This window comes from Bariatricus sp. HCP28S3_D3 (genome assembly GCF_052065755.1).
Taxonomy (GTDB): domain Bacteria; phylum Bacillota; class Clostridia; order Lachnospirales; family Lachnospiraceae; genus Allocoprococcus.
This window is the reverse complement of the sequence record NZ_JBQHTK010000011.1, coordinates 21720-45343: the sequence shown is the minus strand read 5'-3', so window position 1 is coordinate 45343 and position 23624 is coordinate 21720. Positions and strand designations below refer to the sequence as shown.

23 protein-coding genes and 2 pseudogenes are annotated in these 23624 nt (G+C 43.5%); 24 read left to right on the top strand and 1 reads right to left on the bottom strand.

The genetic code is table 11. From position 1 onward, the window contains the following. The first annotated feature begins 2 nt into the window (after nucleotides 1-2). From ACTNB3_RS09010 to ACTNB3_RS08925, 18 genes and pseudogenes are all read left to right on the top strand, one after another. Nucleotides 3-740: an amino acid ABC transporter ATP-binding protein gene (locus ACTNB3_RS09010; protein WP_427806024.1), complete on the top strand. Its 738-nt coding sequence runs from the start codon at nucleotides 3-5 to the stop codon at nucleotides 738-740. A gap of 117 nt (nucleotides 741-857) precedes the next feature. Further along, nucleotides 858-1259, top strand: coding sequence for a DUF3842 family protein (locus ACTNB3_RS09005; protein WP_427820492.1), 402 nt, complete (start codon nucleotides 858-860; stop codon nucleotides 1257-1259). Between the two features lie 243 nt (nucleotides 1260-1502). Next, nucleotides 1503-1907, top strand: a complete 405-nt coding sequence (locus ACTNB3_RS09000) for a hypothetical protein (protein WP_441025156.1) — start codon at nucleotides 1503-1505, stop codon at nucleotides 1905-1907. A 1-nt stretch (nucleotide 1908) separates the two neighbouring features. Further along, on the top strand, nucleotides 1909-2223 hold the full coding sequence (locus ACTNB3_RS08995; RefSeq protein WP_427820490.1) for a hypothetical protein: 315 nt from the start codon (nucleotides 1909-1911) through the stop codon (nucleotides 2221-2223). Nucleotides 2224-2242: 19 nt separating this feature from the next. After that, nucleotides 2243-2989: an ATP-dependent sacrificial sulfur transferase LarE gene (gene larE, locus ACTNB3_RS08990; protein ID WP_427820489.1), complete on the top strand. Its 747-nt coding sequence runs from the start codon at nucleotides 2243-2245 to the stop codon at nucleotides 2987-2989. Next, the gene (larB, locus tag ACTNB3_RS08985) at nucleotides 2986-3738 is read left to right on the top strand and encodes a nickel pincer cofactor biosynthesis protein LarB (protein ID WP_427806019.1); all 753 of its coding nucleotides are present in this window, start codon (nucleotides 2986-2988) and stop codon (nucleotides 3736-3738) included. Before larE ends, larB begins: the two co-directional genes overlap by 4 nt. Before the next feature lies 1 nt (nucleotide 3739). Continuing rightward, the gene (larC, locus tag ACTNB3_RS08980; RefSeq protein WP_441025154.1) at nucleotides 3740-5062 is read left to right on the top strand and encodes a nickel pincer cofactor biosynthesis protein LarC; all 1323 of its coding nucleotides are present in this window, start codon (nucleotides 3740-3742) and stop codon (nucleotides 5060-5062) included. 43 nt (nucleotides 5063-5105) lie between these two features. Further along, nucleotides 5106-5600, top strand: a pseudogene (locus ACTNB3_RS08975) (DUF362 domain-containing protein); the annotation flags it as partial. 460 nt (nucleotides 5601-6060) lie between these two features. Then, the gene (locus ACTNB3_RS08970; protein WP_320856127.1) at nucleotides 6061-6702 is read left to right on the top strand and encodes a reverse transcriptase domain-containing protein; all 642 of its coding nucleotides are present in this window, start codon (nucleotides 6061-6063) and stop codon (nucleotides 6700-6702) included. A 115-nt stretch (nucleotides 6703-6817) separates the two neighbouring features. Beyond that, a pseudogene (locus ACTNB3_RS08965) lies at nucleotides 6818-7291 on the top strand (hypothetical protein); the annotation flags it as partial. A 233-nt stretch (nucleotides 7292-7524) separates the two neighbouring features. After that, the gene (locus ACTNB3_RS08960; protein ID WP_427820486.1) at nucleotides 7525-7923 is read left to right on the top strand and encodes a DUF2179 domain-containing protein; all 399 of its coding nucleotides are present in this window, start codon (nucleotides 7525-7527) and stop codon (nucleotides 7921-7923) included. A 167-nt stretch (nucleotides 7924-8090) separates the two neighbouring features. Continuing rightward, nucleotides 8091-9527 carry an aspartate ammonia-lyase gene (locus tag ACTNB3_RS08955; protein ID WP_320856125.1) on the top strand — a complete coding sequence of 479 codons (1437 nt, stop codon included), beginning with the start codon at nucleotides 8091-8093 and terminating at the stop codon, nucleotides 9525-9527. A gap of 21 nt (nucleotides 9528-9548) precedes the next feature. Continuing rightward, nucleotides 9549-10916 (top strand): class II fumarate hydratase, encoded by a 1368-nt coding sequence (gene fumC, locus ACTNB3_RS08950; protein WP_320856124.1) that lies wholly within the window; start codon nucleotides 9549-9551, stop codon nucleotides 10914-10916. Between the two features lie 10 nt (nucleotides 10917-10926). Beyond that, complete coding sequence (locus ACTNB3_RS08945; protein WP_320856123.1) at nucleotides 10927-12099, top strand: NAD(P)-dependent malic enzyme; 1173 nt, start codon at nucleotides 10927-10929, stop codon at nucleotides 12097-12099. A gap of 126 nt (nucleotides 12100-12225) precedes the next feature. Beyond that, the gene (locus tag ACTNB3_RS08940; RefSeq protein ID WP_320856122.1) at nucleotides 12226-13170 is read left to right on the top strand and encodes a LysR family transcriptional regulator; all 945 of its coding nucleotides are present in this window, start codon (nucleotides 12226-12228) and stop codon (nucleotides 13168-13170) included. 230 nt (nucleotides 13171-13400) lie between these two features. Then, nucleotides 13401-14447: a GAF domain-containing protein gene (locus ACTNB3_RS08935; protein ID WP_427820485.1), complete on the top strand. Its 1047-nt coding sequence runs from the start codon at nucleotides 13401-13403 to the stop codon at nucleotides 14445-14447. Nucleotides 14448-14611: 164 nt separating this feature from the next. Continuing rightward, entirely contained in the window at nucleotides 14612-15697 is a 1086-nt protein-coding gene (locus ACTNB3_RS08930; protein WP_427820484.1) for a hypothetical protein, read from the top strand. After that, nucleotides 15651-17678, top strand: coding sequence for an ATP-binding response regulator (locus tag ACTNB3_RS08925; RefSeq protein ID WP_441025149.1), 2028 nt, complete (start codon nucleotides 15651-15653; stop codon nucleotides 17676-17678). The genes ACTNB3_RS08930 and ACTNB3_RS08925 overlap by 47 nt, the downstream gene beginning before the upstream one ends. An 88-nt stretch (nucleotides 17679-17766) precedes the next feature. Here the strand turns inward: ACTNB3_RS08925 and ACTNB3_RS08920 are convergent, their stop codons facing one another. Beyond that, nucleotides 17767-18279, bottom strand: a complete 513-nt coding sequence (locus ACTNB3_RS08920; RefSeq protein WP_441017979.1) for a helix-turn-helix domain-containing protein — start codon at nucleotides 18277-18279, stop codon at nucleotides 17767-17769. A 205-nt stretch (nucleotides 18280-18484) separates the two neighbouring features. Between ACTNB3_RS08920 and ACTNB3_RS08915 the strand changes: the two genes are divergently transcribed. From ACTNB3_RS08915 to ACTNB3_RS08890, 6 genes are all read left to right on the top strand, one after another. Further along, complete coding sequence (locus tag ACTNB3_RS08915; RefSeq protein WP_427806013.1) at nucleotides 18485-18631, top strand: hypothetical protein; 147 nt, start codon at nucleotides 18485-18487, stop codon at nucleotides 18629-18631. Beyond that, nucleotides 18625-18843 carry a hypothetical protein gene (locus ACTNB3_RS08910; protein WP_441017977.1) on the top strand — a complete coding sequence of 73 codons (219 nt, stop codon included), beginning with the start codon at nucleotides 18625-18627 and terminating at the stop codon, nucleotides 18841-18843. The genes ACTNB3_RS08915 and ACTNB3_RS08910 overlap by 7 nt, the downstream gene beginning before the upstream one ends. Before the next feature lie 60 nt (nucleotides 18844-18903). Further along, nucleotides 18904-19662 (top strand): AIM24 family protein, encoded by a 759-nt coding sequence (locus ACTNB3_RS08905; RefSeq protein ID WP_427806011.1) that lies wholly within the window; start codon nucleotides 18904-18906, stop codon nucleotides 19660-19662. 102 nt (nucleotides 19663-19764) lie between these two features. Then, a complete protein-coding gene (locus ACTNB3_RS08900; protein WP_427820479.1) occupies nucleotides 19765-20754 on the top strand; it encodes a helix-turn-helix transcriptional regulator in 990 nt (329 codons plus the stop codon). Nucleotides 20755-20940: 186 nt separating this feature from the next. Beyond that, a complete protein-coding gene (locus tag ACTNB3_RS08895; RefSeq protein WP_441025148.1) occupies nucleotides 20941-22350 on the top strand; it encodes an NAD(P)/FAD-dependent oxidoreductase in 1410 nt (469 codons plus the stop codon). Further along, on the top strand, nucleotides 22347-23624 hold the full coding sequence (locus ACTNB3_RS08890; protein WP_441025146.1) for an NAD(P)/FAD-dependent oxidoreductase: 1278 nt from the start codon (nucleotides 22347-22349) through the stop codon (nucleotides 23622-23624). The genes ACTNB3_RS08895 and ACTNB3_RS08890 overlap by 4 nt, the downstream gene beginning before the upstream one ends.

Sequence of the window (23624 nt, the reverse complement as noted above, 5' to 3'; positions counted from 1 at the left end):
CAATGGTTAAGATTGAACATCTGTATAAAGAATTTGATTCGGATACGAAGGTTCTGAAGGATATCAATCTTACAATCAATAAAAATGAAGTAATTGCAATTCTGGGACCTTCGGGAACCGGAAAATCCACATTGCTGAGATGCCTTAATTATCTTACGGTTCCTACCAAAGGAATCATTGAGATTGGGGACATTCGGATCGATGCTGAAAATCACACGAAAAAAGATGTGATCGAACTCCGTAAACATTCTTCAATGGTATTTCAGGGATATAACTTATTTAAAAATAAGACAGCTATTGAAAATGTAATGGAAGCACTTGTTGTAGTTCAGAAAAAATCAAAAGAAGAAGCAGAAAAAACAGCGCTTGAGTTGCTTGCCAAAGTAGGAATGCTTGAAAGAAAGGATTTTTATCCTTCCAAACTTTCCGGAGGACAACAGCAGAGAGTGGGGATTGCAAGAGCGCTGGCAGTAAACCCGAATGTATTATTATTTGATGAACCAACCTCGGCACTGGATCCTGAATTGGTGGGTGAAGTTCTGAATACAATCAAATCACTTGCGGAAGAAGGAACTACTATGATTCTGGTTACGCATGAGATTGGGTTTGCACGTGAAGTTGCAACCAGAGTTTTATTCATGGATGGTGGGCAGATTGCAGCAGATGGAACTCCGGAAGAAATCATCGATCATCCTGAAAATGAAAGAATCCAACAATTCTTGAAATTTATTTCAAATTAGTAACGATAATCATAAGAAGCACCGCACGTGAAAAGTGTGGCGCTTTTTGAAATTGACATTTTTTCCCGCATACGATAAAGTGATTATTAGAACATTTTATTGAAGAAGGAATCGGATATGAACATTCTTGTTATTGATGCACAAGGCGGCGGAATCGGGAAGCAGGTAGTAGCCGCGATTAAACAGAATATGCCTGAGATGGAGATCACTGCTGTTGGCACGAACAGCGCTGCTACAACAGCGATGCTGAAGGCAGGGGCGGATCATGCGGCCACCGGAGAGAATGCCGTAATCGTCGGATGCCGCAGAGCGGATGTGATCGTCGGCCCGGTTGGAATCGTAATTGCAGATTCATTATATGGCGAGATTACTCCGGCGATGGCACTGGCTGTTGGACAGAGTAATGCCAGACGGCTGCTGATCCCTGTCAATCATTGTGATAATTTCATTGTGGGTGTTTCCGATCTTGCGTTGGGAAAATTGATTGAGGGCGTGATAAGTGAGATCAGGAAAATGTAGAGACGACCGGGAGAAAATCGTTGCTGTTGTCGGCTTGACTTTGGGGTAAATTCTATTTAAAATGATAATGTCTGGACAGGAAGTCCGGCATAAGCGCTGAAGCGTTTTAATTTAATTTATAAATACAGACGATGACGATATACATAAGAAGGTATATGACCGCTCAGAAGAGTGATTATATATCTTTTTTTGCTTAGTTCGGATGTGGCTGTATACAAAATCATTTTTCAGGAGGTATTTATTATGGCATGTTTTATTGTCCCTGTTACAGAAGCAGTTGTTACAACAATAGCAGGAAAAGTATTGGAATCTAAGAAAAAAGAGGTACAGGAGGCGGATGCACAGCAAAGTACAATAGAAGTAAAAATTCCGTTTGCAAGAAAACTAAAATGGCTTACAAATCTTCTTTGGGGAGGTTCTGTATTACTGGCGTTTGAGCATTTTTGGCACGGAGAGATCGTTCCGTTTTTCCCATTTCTGACAGCGATGAATAATCCGGCAGATACGGCAGAGATGCTGCATGAAATGGCGCTTGTAGGTGGTACCATGGCAGTGTGGATCACTGTGATCTGGGTTGGAATCGTGGTGGCTGCTGACCACATCGTAAAGCGGCCAGCTATTGAGGCTGCTGAACTCAAGGAGGTATAGGATGACACTGCTTACTTGTATTTTCGCTGCCATCATCAGTACGATTCTCTGGTATAGGGGAGCGCCGAAGAACGAAATGAAATTACATATTCTGTGTTACTTATATTGGGGAGCCTCTCTGATGTGGATGGTGGATGCTGTGTTTGAGTACCTGGAAGCAGGTGCAGAGTTTTTTGCACCGGCACCACTGGATATGCTCAATGATTTTTTCCTCGGCCTGGCGGTGGTTGCGCTTGGTCTGATTATTTGGCTGGTAATATTATTGATCAAAGACCCGAAAGGTGTTGTGAAGGCATCCTTGAATAAGAAAAAATAATATTTTGTGAGGGATAAGTATGAACCTTTTTTTATTTTTTGAACAGCATCCCAAGGCCGCTGTTGCTTTTTCGGGCGGCGTTGATTCTGCCTACCTGTTATATGCTGCAAGTCAATGCAAAGCGGAGGTAAAAGCATATTATGTAAAAACTGCATTTCAGCCGCAGTTTGAACTGGATGATGCGATTCGGCTTGTCAAAGAGTTGAATATTCCCATGCAGGTTTTAACGCCTGATGTACTGTCATCCGAGGCTGTTGTGTCAAATCCGGACGACCGGTGCTATCACTGCAAACGTATTATTTTTGAAGAGATACAAAAGGCAGCGGAAAAAGATGGATTTACGACGATTCTTGACGGAACGAATGCGTCCGATGACGCGGGGGATCGCCCCGGTATGCGGGCACTTCGGGAGTTATCTGTATTGTCTCCATTACGGGAGTGCGGTCTCACAAAAGATGAGATACGGCAGCTTTCTCGTGAGGCTGGCCTGTTTACCTGGGATAAACCCGCTTATGCCTGCCTCGCAACACGGATTCCGACAGGAGAAAGAATCTCAAAAGAAAAATTAGAAGCAACTGAAGAAGCAGAAAAATTTCTTTTCTCTCTTGGGTTTACAGATTTTCGGGTTCGCCGGATGGGAGATGTGGCAAAGATTCAGGTTCCTTCTCGGCAAATCCCAAAAGTGATCGAAAACCGTGAAACGATTACAAAGGAATTGAAAAAACATTATTCTTCCGTACTGCTGGACTTGGAGGTGAGGGCATGAGAAATGATACCAAAGCAATTCTGGAAGCGGTTCAAAAAGGTGAAATGACAGTAGAAGAAGCGCTGCTCTTTCTGAAAAAGGCACCTTTTGAGGATATCGGGTATGCGAAGGTCGATTCTCACCGCGCGATCCGGCAGGGAGTGGCAGAAGTCATTTTCGGTGCAGGAAAGACGGCAGAGCAGATGATCGGAATTGTGGAACAAATGAAAAAGAATGGGCAGCAAACGATTCTGCTCACCCGGCTTTCCGAGGAATCAGCGGAACAGATTTCCGCTGTGTATGAAATGGATTATCATAAAGATGCCAGAATCGGGTTGATCGGAAGTATGCCCGCGCCAAATGGAATCGGGAAAATTGTTGTCGCAACGGGTGGGACAAGTGATATCCCGGTTGCAGAGGAAGCGGCCCTGACAGCAGAAGTTTATGGGAATAAGGTTACGCGCCTGTATGATGTGGGCGTTGCCGGTCTTCACCGGCTGCTGGCACATCTGGATGATATTATGAGCGCCAGTGTCGTTATTGCTGTTGCCGGTATGGAAGGCGCACTTGCCAGCGTAATCGGAGGGTTGGTTGATTGTCCGGTGATTGCGGTGCCTACCAGTGTAGGATATGGAGCGTCATTCGGTGGATTATCCGCATTATTATCAATGCTGAATTCCTGTGCCAGCGGAGTGTCGGTGGTTAACATTGACAATGGATTTGGAGCAGGATATCTGGCAAGCAGGATCAATCATATGGAGGTAAAATAATATGAAGACTTTATATTTAGATTGCGGTATGGGAGCTGCCGGGGACATGCTGACAGCGGCGCTTTTGGAACTGCTGCCCGATAAGGAAGAGTTTCTCCGTGAATTGAACGGACTGGAAATTCCGGGAGTGACTGTTTCCGGTGAGAAGATTGCAAAGTGCGGAATCCAGGGGATGCAGGTTACCGTCAAGGTGAACGGAACAGAAGAATCTGAAGATATGCATGATCATGTGCATGAACACGCACATGACCATAACTGCGAACATACACATGACCATGACCATAATCATATCCATGAGCACGGCCATATTCATGATACTTCCCACGAACAGGCTCACGTTCATCACCATGTTCATTCTCACCATCACCACAGCGGAATGCATGAGATCGGGCATATTGTACAGGACCTTCCGCTATCAGAAAAGGTAAAGGCGGATATTCTTGCAGTATTTTCTCTGATTGCAGAAGCGGAGAGCCACGTACATGGCGTCCCCGTGAAGGAAATCCATTTTCATGAAGTTGGCACGATGGATGCCATTGCGGATATCACTGCAGTATGTCTGCTCATGGATAAGCTCGCCCCAGAGAAGGTCATTGTCTCCCCGGTTCACGTAGGAAGCGGTCATGTCAGGTGTGCCCACGGAATTCTTCCGGTTCCTGCGCCGGCAACGGCATATATTCTGAGGAATGTACCCATTTACGGCGGCAGTATAAGAGGAGAGCTTTGTACACCTACCGGCGCGGCACTTCTTAAGCATTTTGCTTCTGAATTCGGAAATATGCCGGTTATGAAAACCGACGCAATCGGTTACGGAATGGGTAAAAAGGACTTCGATACGGTCAATTGTGTGCGTGCTTTATTGGGAGAAACCGAAGAAACTGGTGATACGATCGTAGAGCTGCAGTGCAATCTGGATGATATCACGTCAGAGGCAATCGGCTTCGCGCAGGAGCAGTTTTTCGAAGCGGGAGCTCTGGAAGTATATACGATACCGGTTCAAATGAAAAAATCCCGTCCGGGTGTGCTTCTTACCGTTATGTGCCGTGAGGAAGATAAAGACATCATGCTGAAATTATTCTTCCGGAATACGACGACACTTGGAGTTCGTGAAAATGTCAGTCGGCGATATAAGCTTTCCCGGACGATCCGCAAAGTAGATACAGAATTTGGAGAAGTGCGAAAAAAGGTGGCTTCGGGATATGGCGTGACGCGGGAAAAGTACGAGTACGAGGACATAGCCCGAATCGCGAAAGAACAGGAGATGAATCTAGAAGAAGCAGTGAGAAGAATCGATATGCAGGCAGGACGAAAAACAGAAGATTAATAATGTGCTTTATGTAATATCTGTTTCGTGCTAAACTATAGTTCATTATGATTCAATGCTGATTCTGTCTCATTTTAAAGGGCATCCGATGGGAGGCTATGGCGGCGCATTAAAGCAATTATCGATCGGAGTTGCCTCTTCCTATGGCAAGGCATATATTCATGGCGCCGGTGTGCCGGAGAATATCTGGACCTCAGATCATGATTCGTTTCTTGAGTCCATGGCAGATGCGGCAGGATCTGTAGTAGATTATTTTAAGGGAAATATGATCTATGTAAACGTTATGAAGAACATGAGTGTGGACTGTGACTGTTGTGCGGTGGCGGAAGATCCGTGTCTGAACGATATTGGTATTCTGGTATCGACAGATCCTATCGCAGTGGATCAGGCCTGCATTGATCTGGTGTATGCCTGCGATGACCCCGGCAAGGCACATTTCCTGGAGCGGATAGAGAGCCGTAATGGGATCCATACAATTGAGGCTGCGACTGCACTGGGATATGGTACAAGAGAATATGAGTTGATCGAGGTCGAATAAGAGAATTTGTTTATCTTAACAGAGAAAATAGTAGTAAAACTAATAATCCATTTTCGACAGTTAGGAGATTTCAAAAAGTCGATAATCCTAGTAAAAAATGCAAGGGTTATCGACTTGATTTGTATTATCTTATAGGCAAAGTCATTGTATGATTTCAGATTTTCTTTCTTATGTATATCAAATTCTTTCATACCTTGTACATAAATAGGGGATTCTGTATATGAATCATGGAAATAAAATAAGTTGGAACTGATTCAGTGATGCGGCTTTTGAGGTGGTAAAAAATAGAATAGAAAAACGGAGTCCGGATTCCCACAGAAGAGGGGAGATGGACTCCGTTTTTTAAAGAGGGTCAAATTATGTCTCGGACATGTCTTTAAATTAAGTCTAAATATGCAGCCATTAATTTGAGCGTGTTTCTAAGCCCATTTATATGTGTGCGTTCCATACCATGTGAAGCGTGAACGCCAGGGCCAATCAGAGCTGCACGTGTGTCATAACCAGCTTTCCAGAGCGCAGAAGCGCAAATATATATCTGCATTATGTACTGGATAACTGGTTTGATGTAATCGTAAAGAGACAATGTAAAGGCGAATGTTATTTGATTCGCTATTGTGACGACTTTGTCTGCTGTTTTCAGAATCAACATGAAGCACAGGTATTCAAGCAGAGACTGGAAGAACGCTTTAGGAAATATGGACTGGAGCTTGCGGAGGAAAAGACAAAAATCTTGGGATTTGGAAGGTTTGCCAGGCAAAACCGAAAAGCAAGAGGGGAAAGAAAACCAGATACCTTTGACTTCCTTGGTTTCACGTTTTATTGCGGAATGGACGGAAAGAAACAGTTTTACCGTTGTAGGGTAAAGACCAGTAAGAAGAAATTGCGCAGTAAAATTAAAGCAATGAAAGACTGGATAAGAAGTCATAGGACAATGCCATTAGAACTGATATTTAAAACAGTCAATGCGAAATTGAGAGGGCACTATCAGTATTACGGAGTGACAGATAATACAAGGGAAGTAAAGAATTTTCTTATGCAGACGAAATGGCTGTTGTTTAAATGGCTTACTCAGGACATTTCCGTTACTCGAACCAAGTATTAAGGTGAGTTTGTTTTACAGATAGAGTATGAAATATAGAGTGAAAAGCCGTATGCGTTAATAGCGCACGTACGGTTTGGTATAGGGGTATGGGGAGTAATCCCCATATCTACTAGAGAATCTGGCACTTGGAAAAGAGGAAGAGGATTATTACAGAGCCGTTGCCTCCAGTTTTATGTTAAGTTGTGACAATGCACATGCAGTACATCCGAACCATCCGGATAAGACTGATAAAAATAATTGTGTGTATATGAATGAAGGAATTGTCGTGAAGTCCCATGCAGGACAGAAGTATACGAGCGATGGTGTCAGCATTGCTATTTTCCGTGATATTTGCAAAAAAGTAAATATACCAATTCAGTTCTTTGCAAATCGCTCTGACATGGAAGGGGGAAGTACACTGGGCAATATCGCAATGTCACAGGTATCAATGAATGCAATTGATATAGGCTTACCTCAGCTTGCAATGCATTCTGCATATGAGACTGCAGGAGTAAAGGATTGTTATTATATGATGAAGCAATGTCATTTAGTTAGCGTCGTGTATCTTAAATGGTTAGCCATCAAAAAATCAAAGATCTGTTTGAGTTAGCTGTAGAACATATTTGTTCTGATATTTCGGATTATTCCCTTCATCCGGATATCGATTTTCAAAGGAATCGAAAGATCTCATCTCAAAAACTTATTTCTTTTCTCGTTTCGCAAGGCTCTTCCTCCACCAAAGTGGAAATGCTTGACTTTTGGGGATTGGACGCTTCTTCCATGCCTACTTCTTCCGCTCTTAACCAGTAGCGTCAAAAGCTGAAACCGGCTGCCTTGGAAGCTGTGTTCAAACATTTTAATTCATCTGCCATGGGATTGCTCCCAAGTACTTTGAGCGATGGCAAATACCGCTTTCTGGCTGCCGATGGTTCGACCTGCACTTATTTCAGTACACCATCTTTCTCTTCCGCTGAATATTATTGCTCACCTGGAAATTCCATCAGAGGGGTCTACAGCATGCATTTGAATGCTTTTTATGACCTTACAACACACACCTATACAGATGCCCTGATCCAGCCTGTCCATTGCAAAAATATGGAAATTGTGACAATTCTTGAGAAGAATGAGTATAGTAAGTTGTTGGCATTTCTTCAGCAGGCAGATCCGGCTGCATTTGTAACGGTAAGTACGGTAAATGAAGTTATTGGCGAATGGAACAGAAAGAAAAGTGTTTTAGGATAGGAGTGAACCGCTATTGTCGGAGATATAGTTTTAGAATTATATTTTTTATAAAAATTTATGTATTTGATTGTGCAAGATGCCCGGGATATAATATAGACGAATTGAGAAACAGACTGTAAGTGGCGCCCTTGCAGAAAGTATAACAAAAGACTTTGGAGGAGAAAATCATGGCAGAAAATGCTTATCGTGTGGAAAAAGATTCTATTGGTACAAAGAACGTACCGGAAAATGTATACTATGGTGTCCAGTCACTCCGGGCGGCGGAAAATTTCCGTATTACAGGTCTTAACATGCATCCGGAAATTATAAACAGTCTGGCTTATATTAAGAAAGCTTCAGCAATTACAAATTGCGAAATTGGAATTCTGGATAAGAAAATTGCAAGTGCGATCGTACAGGCATGTGACGAGATTCTAGAAGGAAAGTTTCGTGACGATTTTATCGTAGATCCGATTCAGGGAGGTGCGGGGACTTCTTTGAACATGAACGCCAACGAAGTAATTGCCAATCGTTCTATTGAAATCCTTGGCGGACAAAAGGGTGACTATACAATTGTAAATCCGAATGATCATGTAAATTGTGGTCAGTCTACTAACGATGTAATTCCAACAGCCGGAAAAATGACTTCTCTTAGGCTTTTAGATAATCTGAAAAAGGAATTACTTCGTCTTCACACCGCACTTTCTGAAAAATCTAAAGAATTTGACCATGTGATTAAGATGGGACGTACACAGATGCAGGATGCTGTTCCGATACGTCTTGGACAAGAGTTTCATGCATATTCTGTTGCGATTCTCAGGGATATCAATCGTATGGACAAGGCGATGGATGAGATGCGTTCCGTGAATATGGGAGGAACAGCCGTTGGAACCGGTATCAATGCAGATGAGAATTATTTGAAGAGAATCGTACCGAATCTGGTAGAAGTGTCCGGCATGAATTTTGTTCAGGCATTTGATCTGGTGGATTCTACACAGAATCTGGATCCGTTTGTTTCAGTATCTGGTGCAATCAAGGCCTGTGCAGTTACTCTGTCTAAGATTGCGAATGATCTTCGACTGATGTCTTCAGGACCAAGAGCCGGTTTTGGAGAGATTAATCTGCCTGCTAAACAAAATGGTTCTTCCATTATGCCGGGAAAAGTAAATCCTGTTATCCCTGAGGTGGTCAATCAGGTAGCGTTCAATATTATTGGAAACGATGTTACAATCACTATGGCAGCAGAAGCAGGACAATTAGAACTGAATGCGTTTGAGCCGATTATTTTTTACTGTATGTTCCAATCTATTGATACACTTGCTTATGCGGTACAGACATTTGTGGATAACTGTATTTCTGGTATTACGGCCAATGAAGATCGTTGCCGCTATCTTGTTGAAAACAGTGTTGGAATTATAACAGCAATTTGTCCTCATGTTGGATATCAGAAAGCCGCTGATATCGCTAAGAAAGCAATAAGTACCGGTGATTCAGTACGCAAGCTTGTTGTTGAAGAAAAACTTTTGTCAGAGGAAGAATTCGATTATATCTTAGAACCGCGGCAGATGACTGAACCTGGAATACCTGGAAAAGATCTGTTGATGCGCGGCAAAGAAAGTGAATAGAAAGAGCAAGGTAGAAAAGTCATGAGCGAATATCGTATGGAACATGATACCATGGGAGAGGTGAAAGTTCCGGCAGAACATTTTTGGGGGGCACAGACTCAGAGAAGCTTTCAGAATTTTGAAATCGGTACCGAAAAAATGCCGCATGAAATCATAGAAGCATTAGTAATATTAAAACGTTCAGCTGCAAAGGCAAATAATCGTTTTGGAAAAATAACAAAGGAACAGATGAATGCTATTGTGGATAGTTGTGACCGGATTCTTAACGGAGAGTATGAAGAAGAATTCCCATTGAAAGTCTGGCAGACGGGGAGCGGAACGCAGAGCAACATGAATGTAAATGAAGTGATTACTCACATTGCTGCAAAGAATTACCCTGATATAAAGCTACATGCCAATGACCATGTAAATATGTCTCAGAGTTCAAATGATACTTTTCCGACAGCAATGAATATTGCCGCATTTATGTCTATCCGACGGAATTTGTATCCGGCGTTGGACAAAATGATAGAAACTATGAAATCTCTGGAGGAAAGGAATCAGCATATCATCAAGATCGGGAGAACACATTTGCAGGATGCAGTTCCTCTTCGTTTCTCACAGGAAATCAGTGGATGGAGAGGGATGCTGGAAGAAAACCGGAAGATGTTAGAAGAGTCCGTGGAACATCTGCGTTATCTTGCTGTCGGCGGTACTGCGGTTGGAACAGGGATTAATTGTCCGAAAAGCTTTGGAGTAGAATGCGCCTTGAATATCTCAGATTATTTGGGTGAGGGATTCCGTGCATCAGAGAATAAATTTCATGCATTGACATCAAAAGATGCATACGTATTTACGCATGGCGCACTGAAAGCACTGGCGGCCAATCTGATGAAAATTGCCAATGATATACGTTGGCTTGCCAGCGGTCCGAGATGTGGTATTGGGGAAATCAGTATCCCGGAAAATGAGCCCGGAAGTTCTATTATGCCCGGTAAAGTTAACCCTACCCAGTGTGAAGCAGTTACTATGGTTGCAGTACAGGTGATGGGAAATGATGCAACTGTCGGTTTTGCCGCATCTCAGGGAAATTTTGAATTAAATGTATTTATGCCGTTGCTTGCGTATAATATGTTGCAATCTGTGCGCCTTCTGAGTGATGCTATGGACTCTTTTAATAAGAACTGTCTGAGCGGCTTGAAAGCGAACGAGAATAAGATTCGGGAGAATCTGGACAATTCACTGATGTTGGTGACTTGTCTGAGCCCGGAGATTGGATATGAGTATGCAGCCGCTGCTGCGAAAAAAGCTTATAAGGAAAATAAATCTTTAAAAGAGGCTGTGATTGAACTTGGTTATATGAATAGCAGTGAATATGATGAGAAAGTAAATCCTGAGAAAATGGTATGAGGTGAGATAAATGGATTACGCAAAAGAATCATTAGAAATGCATTATGATTTGAGAGGGAAAATTGAAATGACATGCCGTGCGGCAGTGGATTCCAAAGAAGCCTTAAGTCTGGCTTATACTCCGGGAGTGGCTGAACCGTGTCTGGAGATTCAGAAGGATGTAAAAAAGAGCTATGCATTAACAAGACGTTGGAATACTGTGGCCGTTGTGACTGATGGAACGGCTGTGCTGGGACTGGGAGATATTGGACCTGAAGCAGGAATGCCGGTTATGGAAGGCAAATGTGTACTGTTTAAAGCGTTTGGTGATGTGGATGCAATTCCACTTTGTGTGCGCAGTAAGAATGTAGATGAGATTGTAAATACGGTTCGTTTGCTGGCAGGAAGTTTTGGAGGAATTAATCTGGAAGATATTTCTTCACCAAGATGCTTTGAAATAGAAAAAAAGTTGAAGGAAACTTGTGATATTCCAATTTTCCATGATGATCAGCACGGAACAGCAGTCGTCACACTTGCCGGAATCATTAATGCACTTAAGGTAGTTGGAAAAGAATTAAAAGACGTAAAGATTGTTACTTCAGGTGCTGGAGCCGCAGGAATTGCGATTATTAAACTTTTGATGTCTATGGGACTGAAAAATGTGATTATGACGGATAGAAAAGGCGCTATTTATGAGGGAAGAGAAGAGCTTAATCCAATAAAAGAAGAAATGGCAAAGATTACTAATTTTAATCACGAGAAAGGCTCTCTGGAAGAGGTGATTAAAGGAGCGGATGTGTTTATCGGTGTATCGGCACCTGGAACACTGACAGCTGATATGGTTCGCAGTATGGCAGATAAACCGGTGATTTTTGCCTGCGCAAATCCAACACCGGAGATACTGCCGGAGGAGGCAATAGCCGCAGGGGCAGCAGTTGTCTCAACCGGAAGATCCGATTATCCGAATCAGGTAAATAACGTACTTTGTTTCCCGGGAATTTTCCGCGGTGCACTGGATGTACAGGCAAGCGACATCAATGATGAAATGAAGGTGGCTGCTGCCTATGCAATTGCAGGTCTGGTAAGTGATGAGGAACTAAATGCAGAATATATATTACCTGCAGCATTTGATCCCAGAGTCAAGGATACGGTTGCCAGAGCAGTAAAAGAAGCTGCAATAAAAAGTGGCGTAGCTAGAAATTAAAGGTGTTTTTTGAGGTATGCAGGTGTTATAATTATTATAGGTTACACTTATATAGAAAACGGACGAAACTGATCGGGTTCGTCCGTTTTCAAATCGTTATCAAAGTGAATAGCTGAGGAATACGTTATGTTTAGCAATATGAGATATATTTATAAAATTTATAAAGAGGGAAGCTTTTCAAAAGCGGCAAAGGATCTTTATATTTCCCAACCGTCATTAAGTGCTACAGTGAAAAAGGTGGAACAAAAAATAGGAATGCCGTTATTTGAGAGAAGTACCAATCCGATTCAGCTTACAGAATGTGGAAAACAGTATATTAAGACAGCAGAACAATTAATGAATCTCGAAGAACAATTTGCAAATTATGTGGAAGATCTGAATGAACTTAAGGTGGGACATCTGGCAATAGGCGGGACGTATCTTTTTTCAGCTTTTGTTGTTTCAACAGCTATTCTGAAATTTCAGGAAAAGTATCCGAACGTGAAGGTGAGCCTGTTTGAAGGAAGCACGCCGATTTTGGAAGAAAAGCTATTTTCCGGAGAACTGGATATGATTATTGATAATTATCCGATGAATGAGGACATTTATGAAAAAAAATATTTTATGAAGGAACATCTTGTTTTGGCAGTTCCTTCTGGTCACCATAGTAATCAGGAGGCAAAGCAGTGGAAACTGACAGCGGAAGATATACAAAATAATGTACATACAAAAAAGGAAATTCAGGGTGTGCCGTTAAAGTTGTTTGCTGATGAGCCTTTTGTAATGTTGAGAGCGCATAATGATACAAGAGAGAGGGTTGAAGCTATTTGTAAAAGAGCGGAAATTAATCCCAAAGTAGCGCTGAAACTGAATCAGTTAATGACCGTGTATCATTTGACGGAGAAAGGAATGGGAAATGCGATTCTTAGCGATACGGTAGTAAAATGTATGCCGCCAAGTCCCGGAATTGTTTATTATAAGATTGATGATCCATCTGCAGAAAGAAACGTTTATTTCTATTATCGTAAGAATAAATACTTCACAAAAAGTATGGATGAATTTATTAAGGTGGCGATTTCGGATCAAAGGTGAGCATAAATATCTTTTTCCCTGCTTGACGCTCCTCTTACGAGGAGGCTGTAAAATGATTCCAGAGCAGATCAAAGGAGGAATCAGAAATGAAGATGCGAGAAGATGTAAAGTAATGATTCATCTTGCAACGATAAAAAAAGAAACGTATTGTGGAATTTCGTCTTGATAGAGCTTTGTGGGAAATGTATAATTGAAATCAGACAAAGTATACCAATTCCCGGGGGTGTATCATGAACGAGCTTTCACAAAATCTGTTAAATCAGGAGCAGGCAATCAAGCATTTCCTGCATGATTACGCAAATAAAGAAAAGGGTGGACAAACGATTCAGAATATTCTTGCTGATGCAGGCAGATACTATGATGCGGACCGTGCCTATATTCTGGAATGGAATGTTCAGAAGACGGCAGTCAACAACACGTATGAATGGTGCCGTGAGGGAGTCGCGGCCAAAAGAAATGCGCTTCAGAATATCCCTGCCGACATGGTGGAAGGCTGGTTCAGGCTGGTTAAAGAAAGAGGAGAATTTTTTGTTTCGGCACAGGATGAAGAGTTTGTCTTTGGATCAGAGACATACCAGATCCTTGAACTAAGAGGGATCGACAGTGCAGGGGTTTCGCCTCTTGTGGTGGATGGCGAGATCATAGGCTTTTTCGGAGTAGATAATCCCAAACGGAATACCGGACATCTTCTGCTTCTATCTGTTATTTCATCGACTTGCTGTATTGAGATTGCGAACAAACGACTGGAAGATTCTAATAAAGCATTAGAAGAACGGATGAAGATCATCCAGTCATTGAGTGAAATTTATACATCGGTATATTATATTGATCTTACAAAGAATTATTTTACAGAGCTCTCATCGGTATCTGATGTACGTACGCACATCGGAGCATCCGGTGATGCACAGGAACGGCTGAATTATTTTTCCCATCATATGGTGACTCCTGACTGCACGGATGAGTTACAGGTATTTGTAGATCTTTCCACTTTGGAGGAACGGCTCAAAAACACCCGGATCATATCGAAACAATATCGAAGTACCATTTTCCCTTCTGCGGAAGCCGGGGGATCGGCGGCAAGCTGGGGACAGTGCTCCTTTATTGAAGGAAATCGGGATCCCGAGGGCAGGTTGACACATGTTTTTTTGCCACGCAGTCCATTCATGGGGCTAAGCTTCAGGAACTGGAGGCCAAAAAGAAACTTCAGGAGACCAATGAGGAGCTTACCGTTCTTCTTCAAAACGAGAAGCAGCACACGGCCATTATCGGTTCCCTGAGCAGTATTTTCTTTGCACTTTATTATATTGATATAGAAGAGAACTCTTACCAGGAACTTATCTCGGTCGACAGTTCGCACCATGTTTACAGCAAAAAGGGAAATGCACGGGAATGCCTGAAAAGGATAGTCAAAACGCAGGTTTCGGAAGAATCCCGACCGAACATGCGGATTTTTACGAATCTGAATACGCTTGACGCGAGGTTGGGGGAAAAAACAATCATTATTCAGGAGTATATTTCTGTATCCGGAGGATGGATCAGATGCGCATTTATTCCGGTCGAGAAAAATGCAGACGGAAGAAATAAAAAAGTGATCTGTACATTTCGGAATATCACTGCCGAAAAAGCAACGATGGGAATCCAGGATAATCTGATTCAGGCGCTGGCTGTCTCCTATGAAAATGTATATGCAATCAATATGAATACCGGAGAAGCCGTCTGCTATCGTATGGGGCAGACGATGAGTGACCGCTACGGCACGAAGTTTGCAGCGGGAAATTATGACCGGAATCTCAGCGCTTATATCGACAATGACGTCTTTGAAGAAGACCGGCATCTATTTGACGATGTCCGTACGGTGGCCGGTGTGAGCACGCTTCTGGAAGATAAACAGGCTTATTATTTTAATTACAGAGTCTTTCGGAATAGTGAAATGCAGTATTTTCAGTGCCAGATCGTAAAACCGCTCAGAGAGCGAAAAGAATTTGCCGTTGCGTTTAAAAATATTGACGAAGAGAAAAAGAAAGAGCTCGCCCAGCAGAAGAAGATTGAGGATGCGCTTACAGCCGTTGAGAGAACCAACGAGACACTGAAGGATGAAATGGAGATTGCCAATGCACTGAGCAAAGAGTATCCGGACGTTACACTGATCAATTTTGAAGAAGACAGTGCCACGACTCTCAAAAAGAACGGAAATCTTATTCCCAAGGATAAGCGCGTCTCAAGACATTCCTACAATACGACCTGGGATTACTATATTTCCAAATATGTTGTGGACGAGGATAAGAAAAAATTGAAAGATGCCGTCTCTGTTCAGAATGTGCTTCGCGCTCTGGAAGAAAGTGATGAGTATGTATGCAATTATCGTGTAAATTATGATGAAAGCGGCACCCATTATTTCCAGGCGGTCTTTATCCGGATCTATTTCTGGGCACACATCGGAAAGCTGGATTATTCTGGGATTCCGAAATGTCGATTCGATCGTGGAAGAAGAAAGAAAACATATCAAAACTTTGGAGACACAAAGTGAGATTATAGAGGGAATTGGCTCAGAGTACTATTCTGTTCTTCTTGTTGATCCGGAAACGGATACCGTGACCACTTACCGCGCACAGGATGAAGACGGCCGTGCTATTGCGGAGCATTTTTGTAAGCATAATGGCTGTTGGTCAAAAGGATTGCGCAGTTACGCAGAGGAACTTGTTTCGGAAGAAAGCCGCGGTGAATTTATCGAAAAACTGTCGTTGGATCATATTCGTGCAGACGGCAAAGACTACTCTTTGACTTATGAAAAACATACAGATGACGGAACCATATATCTGCAGGCAAGGGTTGCGTTTGTAGAGAAAAAAGACGGTGGTTTCGTCGCAGTAGTCGGTACCAGAAATGTAGATGATCTGATCAAGAAGGAGCGCCAGCAGGAAATGGCACTGCAGGCAGCATTTGATGCGGCAGAAGCGGCAAATAAGGCTAAGACGGATTTTCTGTCCAATATGTCCCATGATATCCGCACACCTATGAACGGCATTATCGGAATGACGGCAATTGCCGCGTCGCATATTGATGATAAAGAGCGGGTTCAGGATAGCCTTCAGAAAATTACTCAGGCGAGCAAATATCTGCTCAGCCTGATCAACGAAGTTCTGGATATGAGTAAAATCGAGTCAGGAAAAGTGGATCTGATCGAGGAAGAGTTTAAACTTTCCGACCTGGTGGATAATCTGCTCTCTATGACCAGTTCACAAATCGCAGAGCACCATCATGAGCTTTCTGTCAACATTTCCGGTGTGATCCATGAAGAGGTAATCGGTGACAGCCTCCGCATCCAGAAGGTGTTCACCAATCTGATGGGAAATGCGGTAAAATTCACACCGGATGGCGGAAAGATCCGGCTCTCTATTTCTGAAAAACCTTCGAACCAGGCGGAAATCGGCTGCTATGAATTCGTTTTTGAAGATAACGGAATGGGGATGAGTGAAGAATTCATGGAGAAGATTTTTGAACCGTTCACCCGAGCAGAAGATGGATGCGTAAATAAAATACAGGGGACCGGTCTTGGCATGCCGATCAGCCGGAATATTGTCCGCATGATGGGAGGAGATATCAAGGTTGAAAGTAAGCCGGGAGTCGGTTCGCGCTTTACGGTGACGATGTACCTCAGGCTTCAGGAAGGCTCGGATGTACAGTATGACAAATTTGTTGATCTGGATGTACTTGTGGCGGATGATGATGAATTAAGTCTCGAGTCCTGCTGCGGCATGCTGAATGATATGGGGATGAAAGCCGAGGGTGTGTCTACAGGGGCCGAGGCTGTTGATCATATTGTGCTTCACCATAACCAGAAGCGGGATTATTTTGCTTGCATTATTGACTGGAAGATGCCGGATATGGACGGGATTGCAACGACAAGAGCAATACGGAAAGCCGTGGGAAATGACGTGCCGATCATAATCATCTCTGCCTATGACTGGTCGGATATTGAGCAGGAGGCCAGAGCAGCCGGTGCAAATGCATTTATCAGTAAGCCGCTGTTCCGCTCCAGACTGACAAAAACGTTCAATACTCTTGTAGGAGACGAGAAAGCACAAGAACCGAATATACCGTTTGTTGATCTGAAAAATATGGATCTGACAGGCCGCCGCGCGTTGCTGGTAGAAGATAATGAACTGAACGCAGAAATTGCAACAGTCATCCTGGGAACAACGGGGCTCGCAATCGAGCATGTGGCTGACGGTACGGAGGCCGTTGACAGAATGGCATCATGTAAGGACGGTTATTACGATATCATCTTTATGGATATCCAGATGCCGCGGATGAACGGGTATGATGCTACCAGAGCGATCCGCTCCATGGATCGGAATTACTGCAGACAGGTACCAATCGTTGCCATGACGGCAAATGCATTTGCGGAGGACGTACAGGCGGCCAAAACGGTTGGTATGAATGAGCATATTGCCAAACCGCTTGATCTCAAATCGCTTGCCAGAACACTGGACAGATGGTTGAACTAATGTAAGAAGGATGACAGAATATGTAACAATTTGAATCTATTTTGCTGAGAGTCTGGCTGTTTGCCAGGCTCTTGCGTTATGAGCAAAATTATTTTCTGTGAATGATTTCTTCCAGTACTTGTTTGTCAATCTTCCCGGAAGCAATGGTGTGATCCAGCCACAGATTCAGGGAATCGATGGCAAGAGCCATTTTCGACAATTCATCTTTGATTCTAAGAAAATCAGGCAGTTCATCTTCCGTAAGTTCGCCGTCTACTGTTATTTCAATAAGACGTTCCTTCGCGTGTGACAGCCGATTCAATGTGGCTAGCATCTCCAGGGTAATCTGGGAGAGTTCTTTTGCATGAATCTCAGGTACATACTCGATTCCAATCGGGCATTCATGAGAGCAGAAATAGTTGCATAAAGAAGGATTTTTGTAGCAGTCTGCCATCGCAAGTACCTCTTCCGGATGCGGCAGTGTCCGTTCATTTTCGATTTTTTCAATACGGTCAGAAGAAATGAAGCCAAGTTTCTCGGCTGCTGCTTCCCGGGAATATTCCATATTTTCCCGGCTGATCTGATAAATATTTTTAATTTCTTTTGTTGATTTTCTTCCCATAATAAAATCCCCCCTAATTAATCTGATCCTGAAAATATTATATATGATATTGACAACGAAGGGAATTTATTTATTCTTAAGATTTACTTTATATCACCTCAAAAAAGGAGAAATAGATGATACTAATTCGCAAATGATTTTGTTTATTTGAAGGAAGGATTCAAGTATAATATGGGCATAATCTGGCGGAAAGGAGAATAGGAAGATGAGTATAGAACAGAGAGTCAGGATGTGCCTTATGATTGAGAGAATACACGAACAGAAAGATTACAGTAAGATACTTGGACTGGAAGAGAATTCAAAATTCCATGGGAAAAGAATCGCAGAAGAGGAGGATGAAGAACGATGTTAACATTCATATTTACAATTTTCATGTTTTTGATATTTGGAAAAATACTTGTTTTTGCGGTGAAAGCAGCATGGGGAATTTCAAAAATCATAGCCAGTGTTGTGCTGCTTCCGTTATTTTTAATCGGCCTTGTGGCAGTCGGCCTGATTAAAATTGCATTTCCGGTGTTGCTGATCGTGGGTGTGATTTCACTGTTTGCGCCGAAGCGTTTATAGGAAAAACGTACTGCTAAAAGTTATTTTTAAGTCTAAAAACTAATAAAAGGAGAATGAAAAATGTATCAGATTAAAAATTTTATGGAAAACGATGATGTGAAGGTAATTGATTCTTTGGGAGCATTTTCAGTGGTTGAGTACCAGCGCGACTTAAGTGTTATGCCGGAAACGGCAATGGAAGCATTTTATGCGAGCCAGATGAATGTTCGAAAAAGGCAGGTTGTCTGTGATGTCTCCAAATCGAATGTGACGGTTCAGGCAGGCGCGATGCAGTGGATGGTCGGGAATGTAAAGGCCACAACGGGAATCAAAGGCGTCGGCGATCTGTTCGGAAAAGCAGTGCGCGGTTCCGTGACAGGAGAATCGGCAATCAAACCGGAATATACCGGAGACGGAACATTGGTGCTTGAACCGACGTATCAACATATTTTGCTGTTGGATTTAAGCAAATGGAATGGTTCGGTTGTGCTGGATGACGGACTCTTTCTTGCATGTGAATCCTCATTAAAACACAAAGCAGTGATGAGGTCGAATCTGTCTTCCGCAGTTGCCGGAAATGAAGGATTATTCAATCTGGGTATTCAGGGAAACGGAATCGTCTGTCTCGAATCACCCTGCCCGAAAGAAGAGTTGGTGGAAGTTACGCTGGATAAGGACGTTTTGAAAGTAGACGGGAACTTTGCTATTGCATGGAGTGGCAGTCTGGAATTTACCGTGGAGCGCTCCGGGAAAAGTTTACTCGGATCGGCAGCATCGGGAGAAGGGTTGGTAAATGTGTACCGCGGAACCGGAAAGGTGCTGCTTGCACCGGTCAGATAGTAACAAAGTTGCAGGTCTTGCATTGAACTTGTTTGTGGAGAATGATAATATGATATCAGACATTACAAATATCTGGTCTTGATGCGAGGAGAAAAGATTGATATGCCAAAGGGAACGAATCAGAAATTTAAATTATACCGGGTTGCACAGATCATGCTGGAGAGGACGGATGAAAATCACTATATCACAATGCCGGAACTTCTGGAGGCGTTAAGAGAGTATGATATCACCGCAGACAGAAAGAGCGTTTATTCGGATTTGAAAGATCTGGAAAAGTTCGGGGTTGAGGTTGCGGGAGAGCCGGTGGGTAACCGGTACCATTATCACGTGATCGACCGTCCTTTCGAACTTCCGGAACTGAAGCTTCTGGTGGATGCGATCCAGTCTTCCAGGTTCATCACAGAACGAAAATCGAATGCATTGATCAAGAAGCTGGAAAAACTGGTCAGCAAATATGATGCAATGAAGCTGCAGCGCCAAGTATATGTATCCGGGCGAATCAAGACCATGAACGAGAGCATTTATTATACGGTCGACGCGATCCACAATGCGATTTCGGAGAATAAGAAAATCCGTTTCCAATATTTTCAGTGGAATGTAAAGAAACAGATGGAACTGCGCCATGATGGAGCTTATTATCAGATTAGCCCATGGGGACTTTCATGGCATGATGATAATTATTATCTGGTTGGATATGATTCGGAGGCCGGGAAGATCAAGCATTACCGTGTAGATAAGATGCTGCATATCCAAATGTGTGATGAAGCCAGAGAAGGGAAAGAACATTTTAAGAAACTGGACATGGCTGAATATGCTAAGAAGAGTTTTGGAATGTTTGGAGGAAAAGAATGTCAGGTCAAACTTCTGGTAGATAATGCGCTGGCGGGAGTTATCATTGACAGGTTCGGGAAAGATGTGATGCTTGTCCCGGTGGATGAGGAGCGTTTTACAGTGAATGTGAAAGTCTATGTCAGCGGGCAATTCCTCGGGTGGATTATTTCGCTTGGAGAAGGAGTGAAAGTGGTTGGACCGGATGATGTTGTGGAAATGATGAAAGAAGAGATTAAAAGGTTGACGCGACAGTATGTATAGGGGGGAATGTGGGAAGGGGACATAGCCACCCCTTTAAAGCAGATCAAGGACCTTCTTGAGTTGCTTTTTATTGTACCGGGAAAAGTTTCGTGATAGAATTAAGGTATAAATTTTGCCGGTTGATTGGAGATGCCTGGAGCAACCGGGTAACACGGACAGGGATTTGCCTAAGGAGGATGATCGGAAATGAAAGATGTCATCATTATCGGAGCCGGTGTATCGGGATGTGCAGTGGCAAGAGAGCTCTCCAGATATGAACTGGATATTTGTGTACTGGAGAAGGAAAGTGATGTATGTGAAGGCACCAGCAAAGCCAACAGTGGTATCGTGCATGGGGGATTTGATGCGAAACCGGGAACACTGAAGGCGAAGCTGAATGTGCTGGGAAATCAGATGATGGATGAGATGGCGGAGAAACTGGATTTTCCTTTCCGGCGCAACGGGGCTATGGTCGTGTGTCAGAGCAAGGAAGAGATGGCGGTACTCGAGGAGCTGATGGAGCGTGGTAAAAAGAATGGAGTTGAGGGAATGGAGATGCTGAGCCGCAGTCAGGCGCTTCTTCTGGAGCCGAATTTGGTCGATACCGTATATGCAGCGATTCATATCCCCTCCAGTGGAATCGTATGTCCATTTGAAATGAATCTCGCCTATGCAGAAAATGCAGTGCAAAATGGAGTTCAGTTTCATCTGGAGACAGAGGTGAAGCAAATCGAGAAAATGGAGAATGGATTTCGTGTTCTGACCGATAAAGGAATGTTCGAAACACGATTCCTGATCAATGCGGCTGGAGTGTATGCGGACATATTTCACAACATGGTCAGCAGGGAAAAAATCCATATTACTCCACGCAGAGGGGAGTATTGTCTGCTGGATAAAAACGCGGGCAATTTGGTTGAACGTACGATTTTCCAGATCCCGACTCCAAAAGGAAAAGGAGTGCTCGTTACGCCGACTGTGCATGGGAATCTGTTGATCGGGCCTACAGCCGCCGATATTACGGATAAAGAAGGAACCGAAACAACATCCGATGGGCTTGAAGAAGTTATGAAAAAGTGTACAAAATCCGTTAAAAATATCCCGAAACGGCAAATTATCACTTCGTTTGCAGGACTTAGGGCACATGAAGACGACGGTGATTTTATCATTCAGGAAGTGAAAGACGCAAAAGGATTTATCGATGTGGCAGGCATAGAATCGCCGGGACTTTCCAGTGTACCTGCGATAGGTGTTTATGTTCGCGATATTATGGCAGGGCTCACAGAATTGTGCAAAAAGAAAGAATTTTGTGAACATAGAAAGAGAATTACTCGCATTTCGGAGCTTTCAAGAGAAGAACAGAATGGTCTGATTCAAGAAAATCCGGCATATGGCCAGATTGTTTGCAGATGTGAGGGTGTTACAATGGGAGAAATCCTTGACGCGATCCACCGCCCTCTGGGAGCGACGACGCTGGATGGCATCAAGCGGAGAACGCGTGCAGGTATGGGACGGTGTCAGGCTGGATTCTGCACGCCTAAGAATATGGAGCTTCTTGCGGAAGAACTTCATCTGGAACTGAAGGATATACGGAAAACCGGAAGGAGGGATGCAAGATGAGAAGCTGTGATCTGGTTATTATCGGAGGCGGACCGGCAGGACTGGCGGCGGCTGTGGCGGCAAAGAAAAAAGGAATCAATGATATCCTTGTGATTGAACGGGACGAACGTCTGGGTGGTATTTTGAATCAGTGCATTCATAATGGGTTTGGCCTGCATACCTTTAAGGAAGAGCTTACAGGCCCGGAATATGCAGATCGTTTTATCCGTCAGGTGCAGGAGTTGGGGATTGTGTGTCAGACGAATTCCATGGTGCTGAACATCACGTCGGAGAAAAAAGTGACGGTTTTAAGTCGCACGGAAGGGATGCAGGATATCCAGGCTAAATCGATTATTCTTGCCATGGGATGCCGGGAGCGGCCGCGAGGGGCTCTGAACATTCCTGGGTACCGACCGCAGGGAATCTATACAGCCGGAACAGCGCAGAGGCTGGTTAATATGGAAGGATATCTTCCCGGAAAAGAAGTTGTGATTTTAGGTTCCGGGGATATAGGGCTTATTATGGCGCGCAGAATGACACTGGAGGGAGCCCATGTTCAGGTAGTGGCAGAGCTGATGCCATATTCCGGCGGCCTAAAGCGGAATATCGTTCAGTGCCTGGAGGATTATGGAATTCCTCTGAAGCTTTGCCATACGGTGATCGACATCAAGGGGAAACAAAGACTGGAAGGTGTTACGCTTGCGGAAGTGGACGAAAACGGAAGACCGATACCGGGAACGGAGGAAGAATACTGCTGTGATACACTGCTTTTGTCCTGTGGTCTGATTCCGGAAAATGAACTGTCGCAGGGAATGGGTGTCCGGATGAATCCGGTTACGAACGGTCCCGTTGTTGACGAAAGTCTTGAGACCAGCATTCCAGGGGTGTTTGCCTGTGGGAATGTACTGCATGTGCACGATCTGGTGGATTTTGTGTCAGAAGAAGCAAAATGTGCGGGAGAATGTGCAGCAGATTATATCCTGGGCCAGCTTGACAAAGCAGGAAAACGTGGAATTGCGATCGAGGTGGAAGGCGGAATTCGTTATACGGTTCCGGCAGAAATCTTGCCGGAACGCATGCGGGGGAATCTGAAAGTACGTTTCCGGGTGGGAAATGTAAACCGCAATTGCTACATCAGTGTGTATTTGGATGAGAAACGGATTGCGCATAAAAGAAAACAAATTGTGACTCCTGGAGAGATGGAAGAGGTTATTTTAGAGAAGGAACAATTAGAAGGGGCCAGCCGGCCTGAGAAGATCAGGATTGTTTTGGAGTGCGGTGAAAAGCAGGATTGA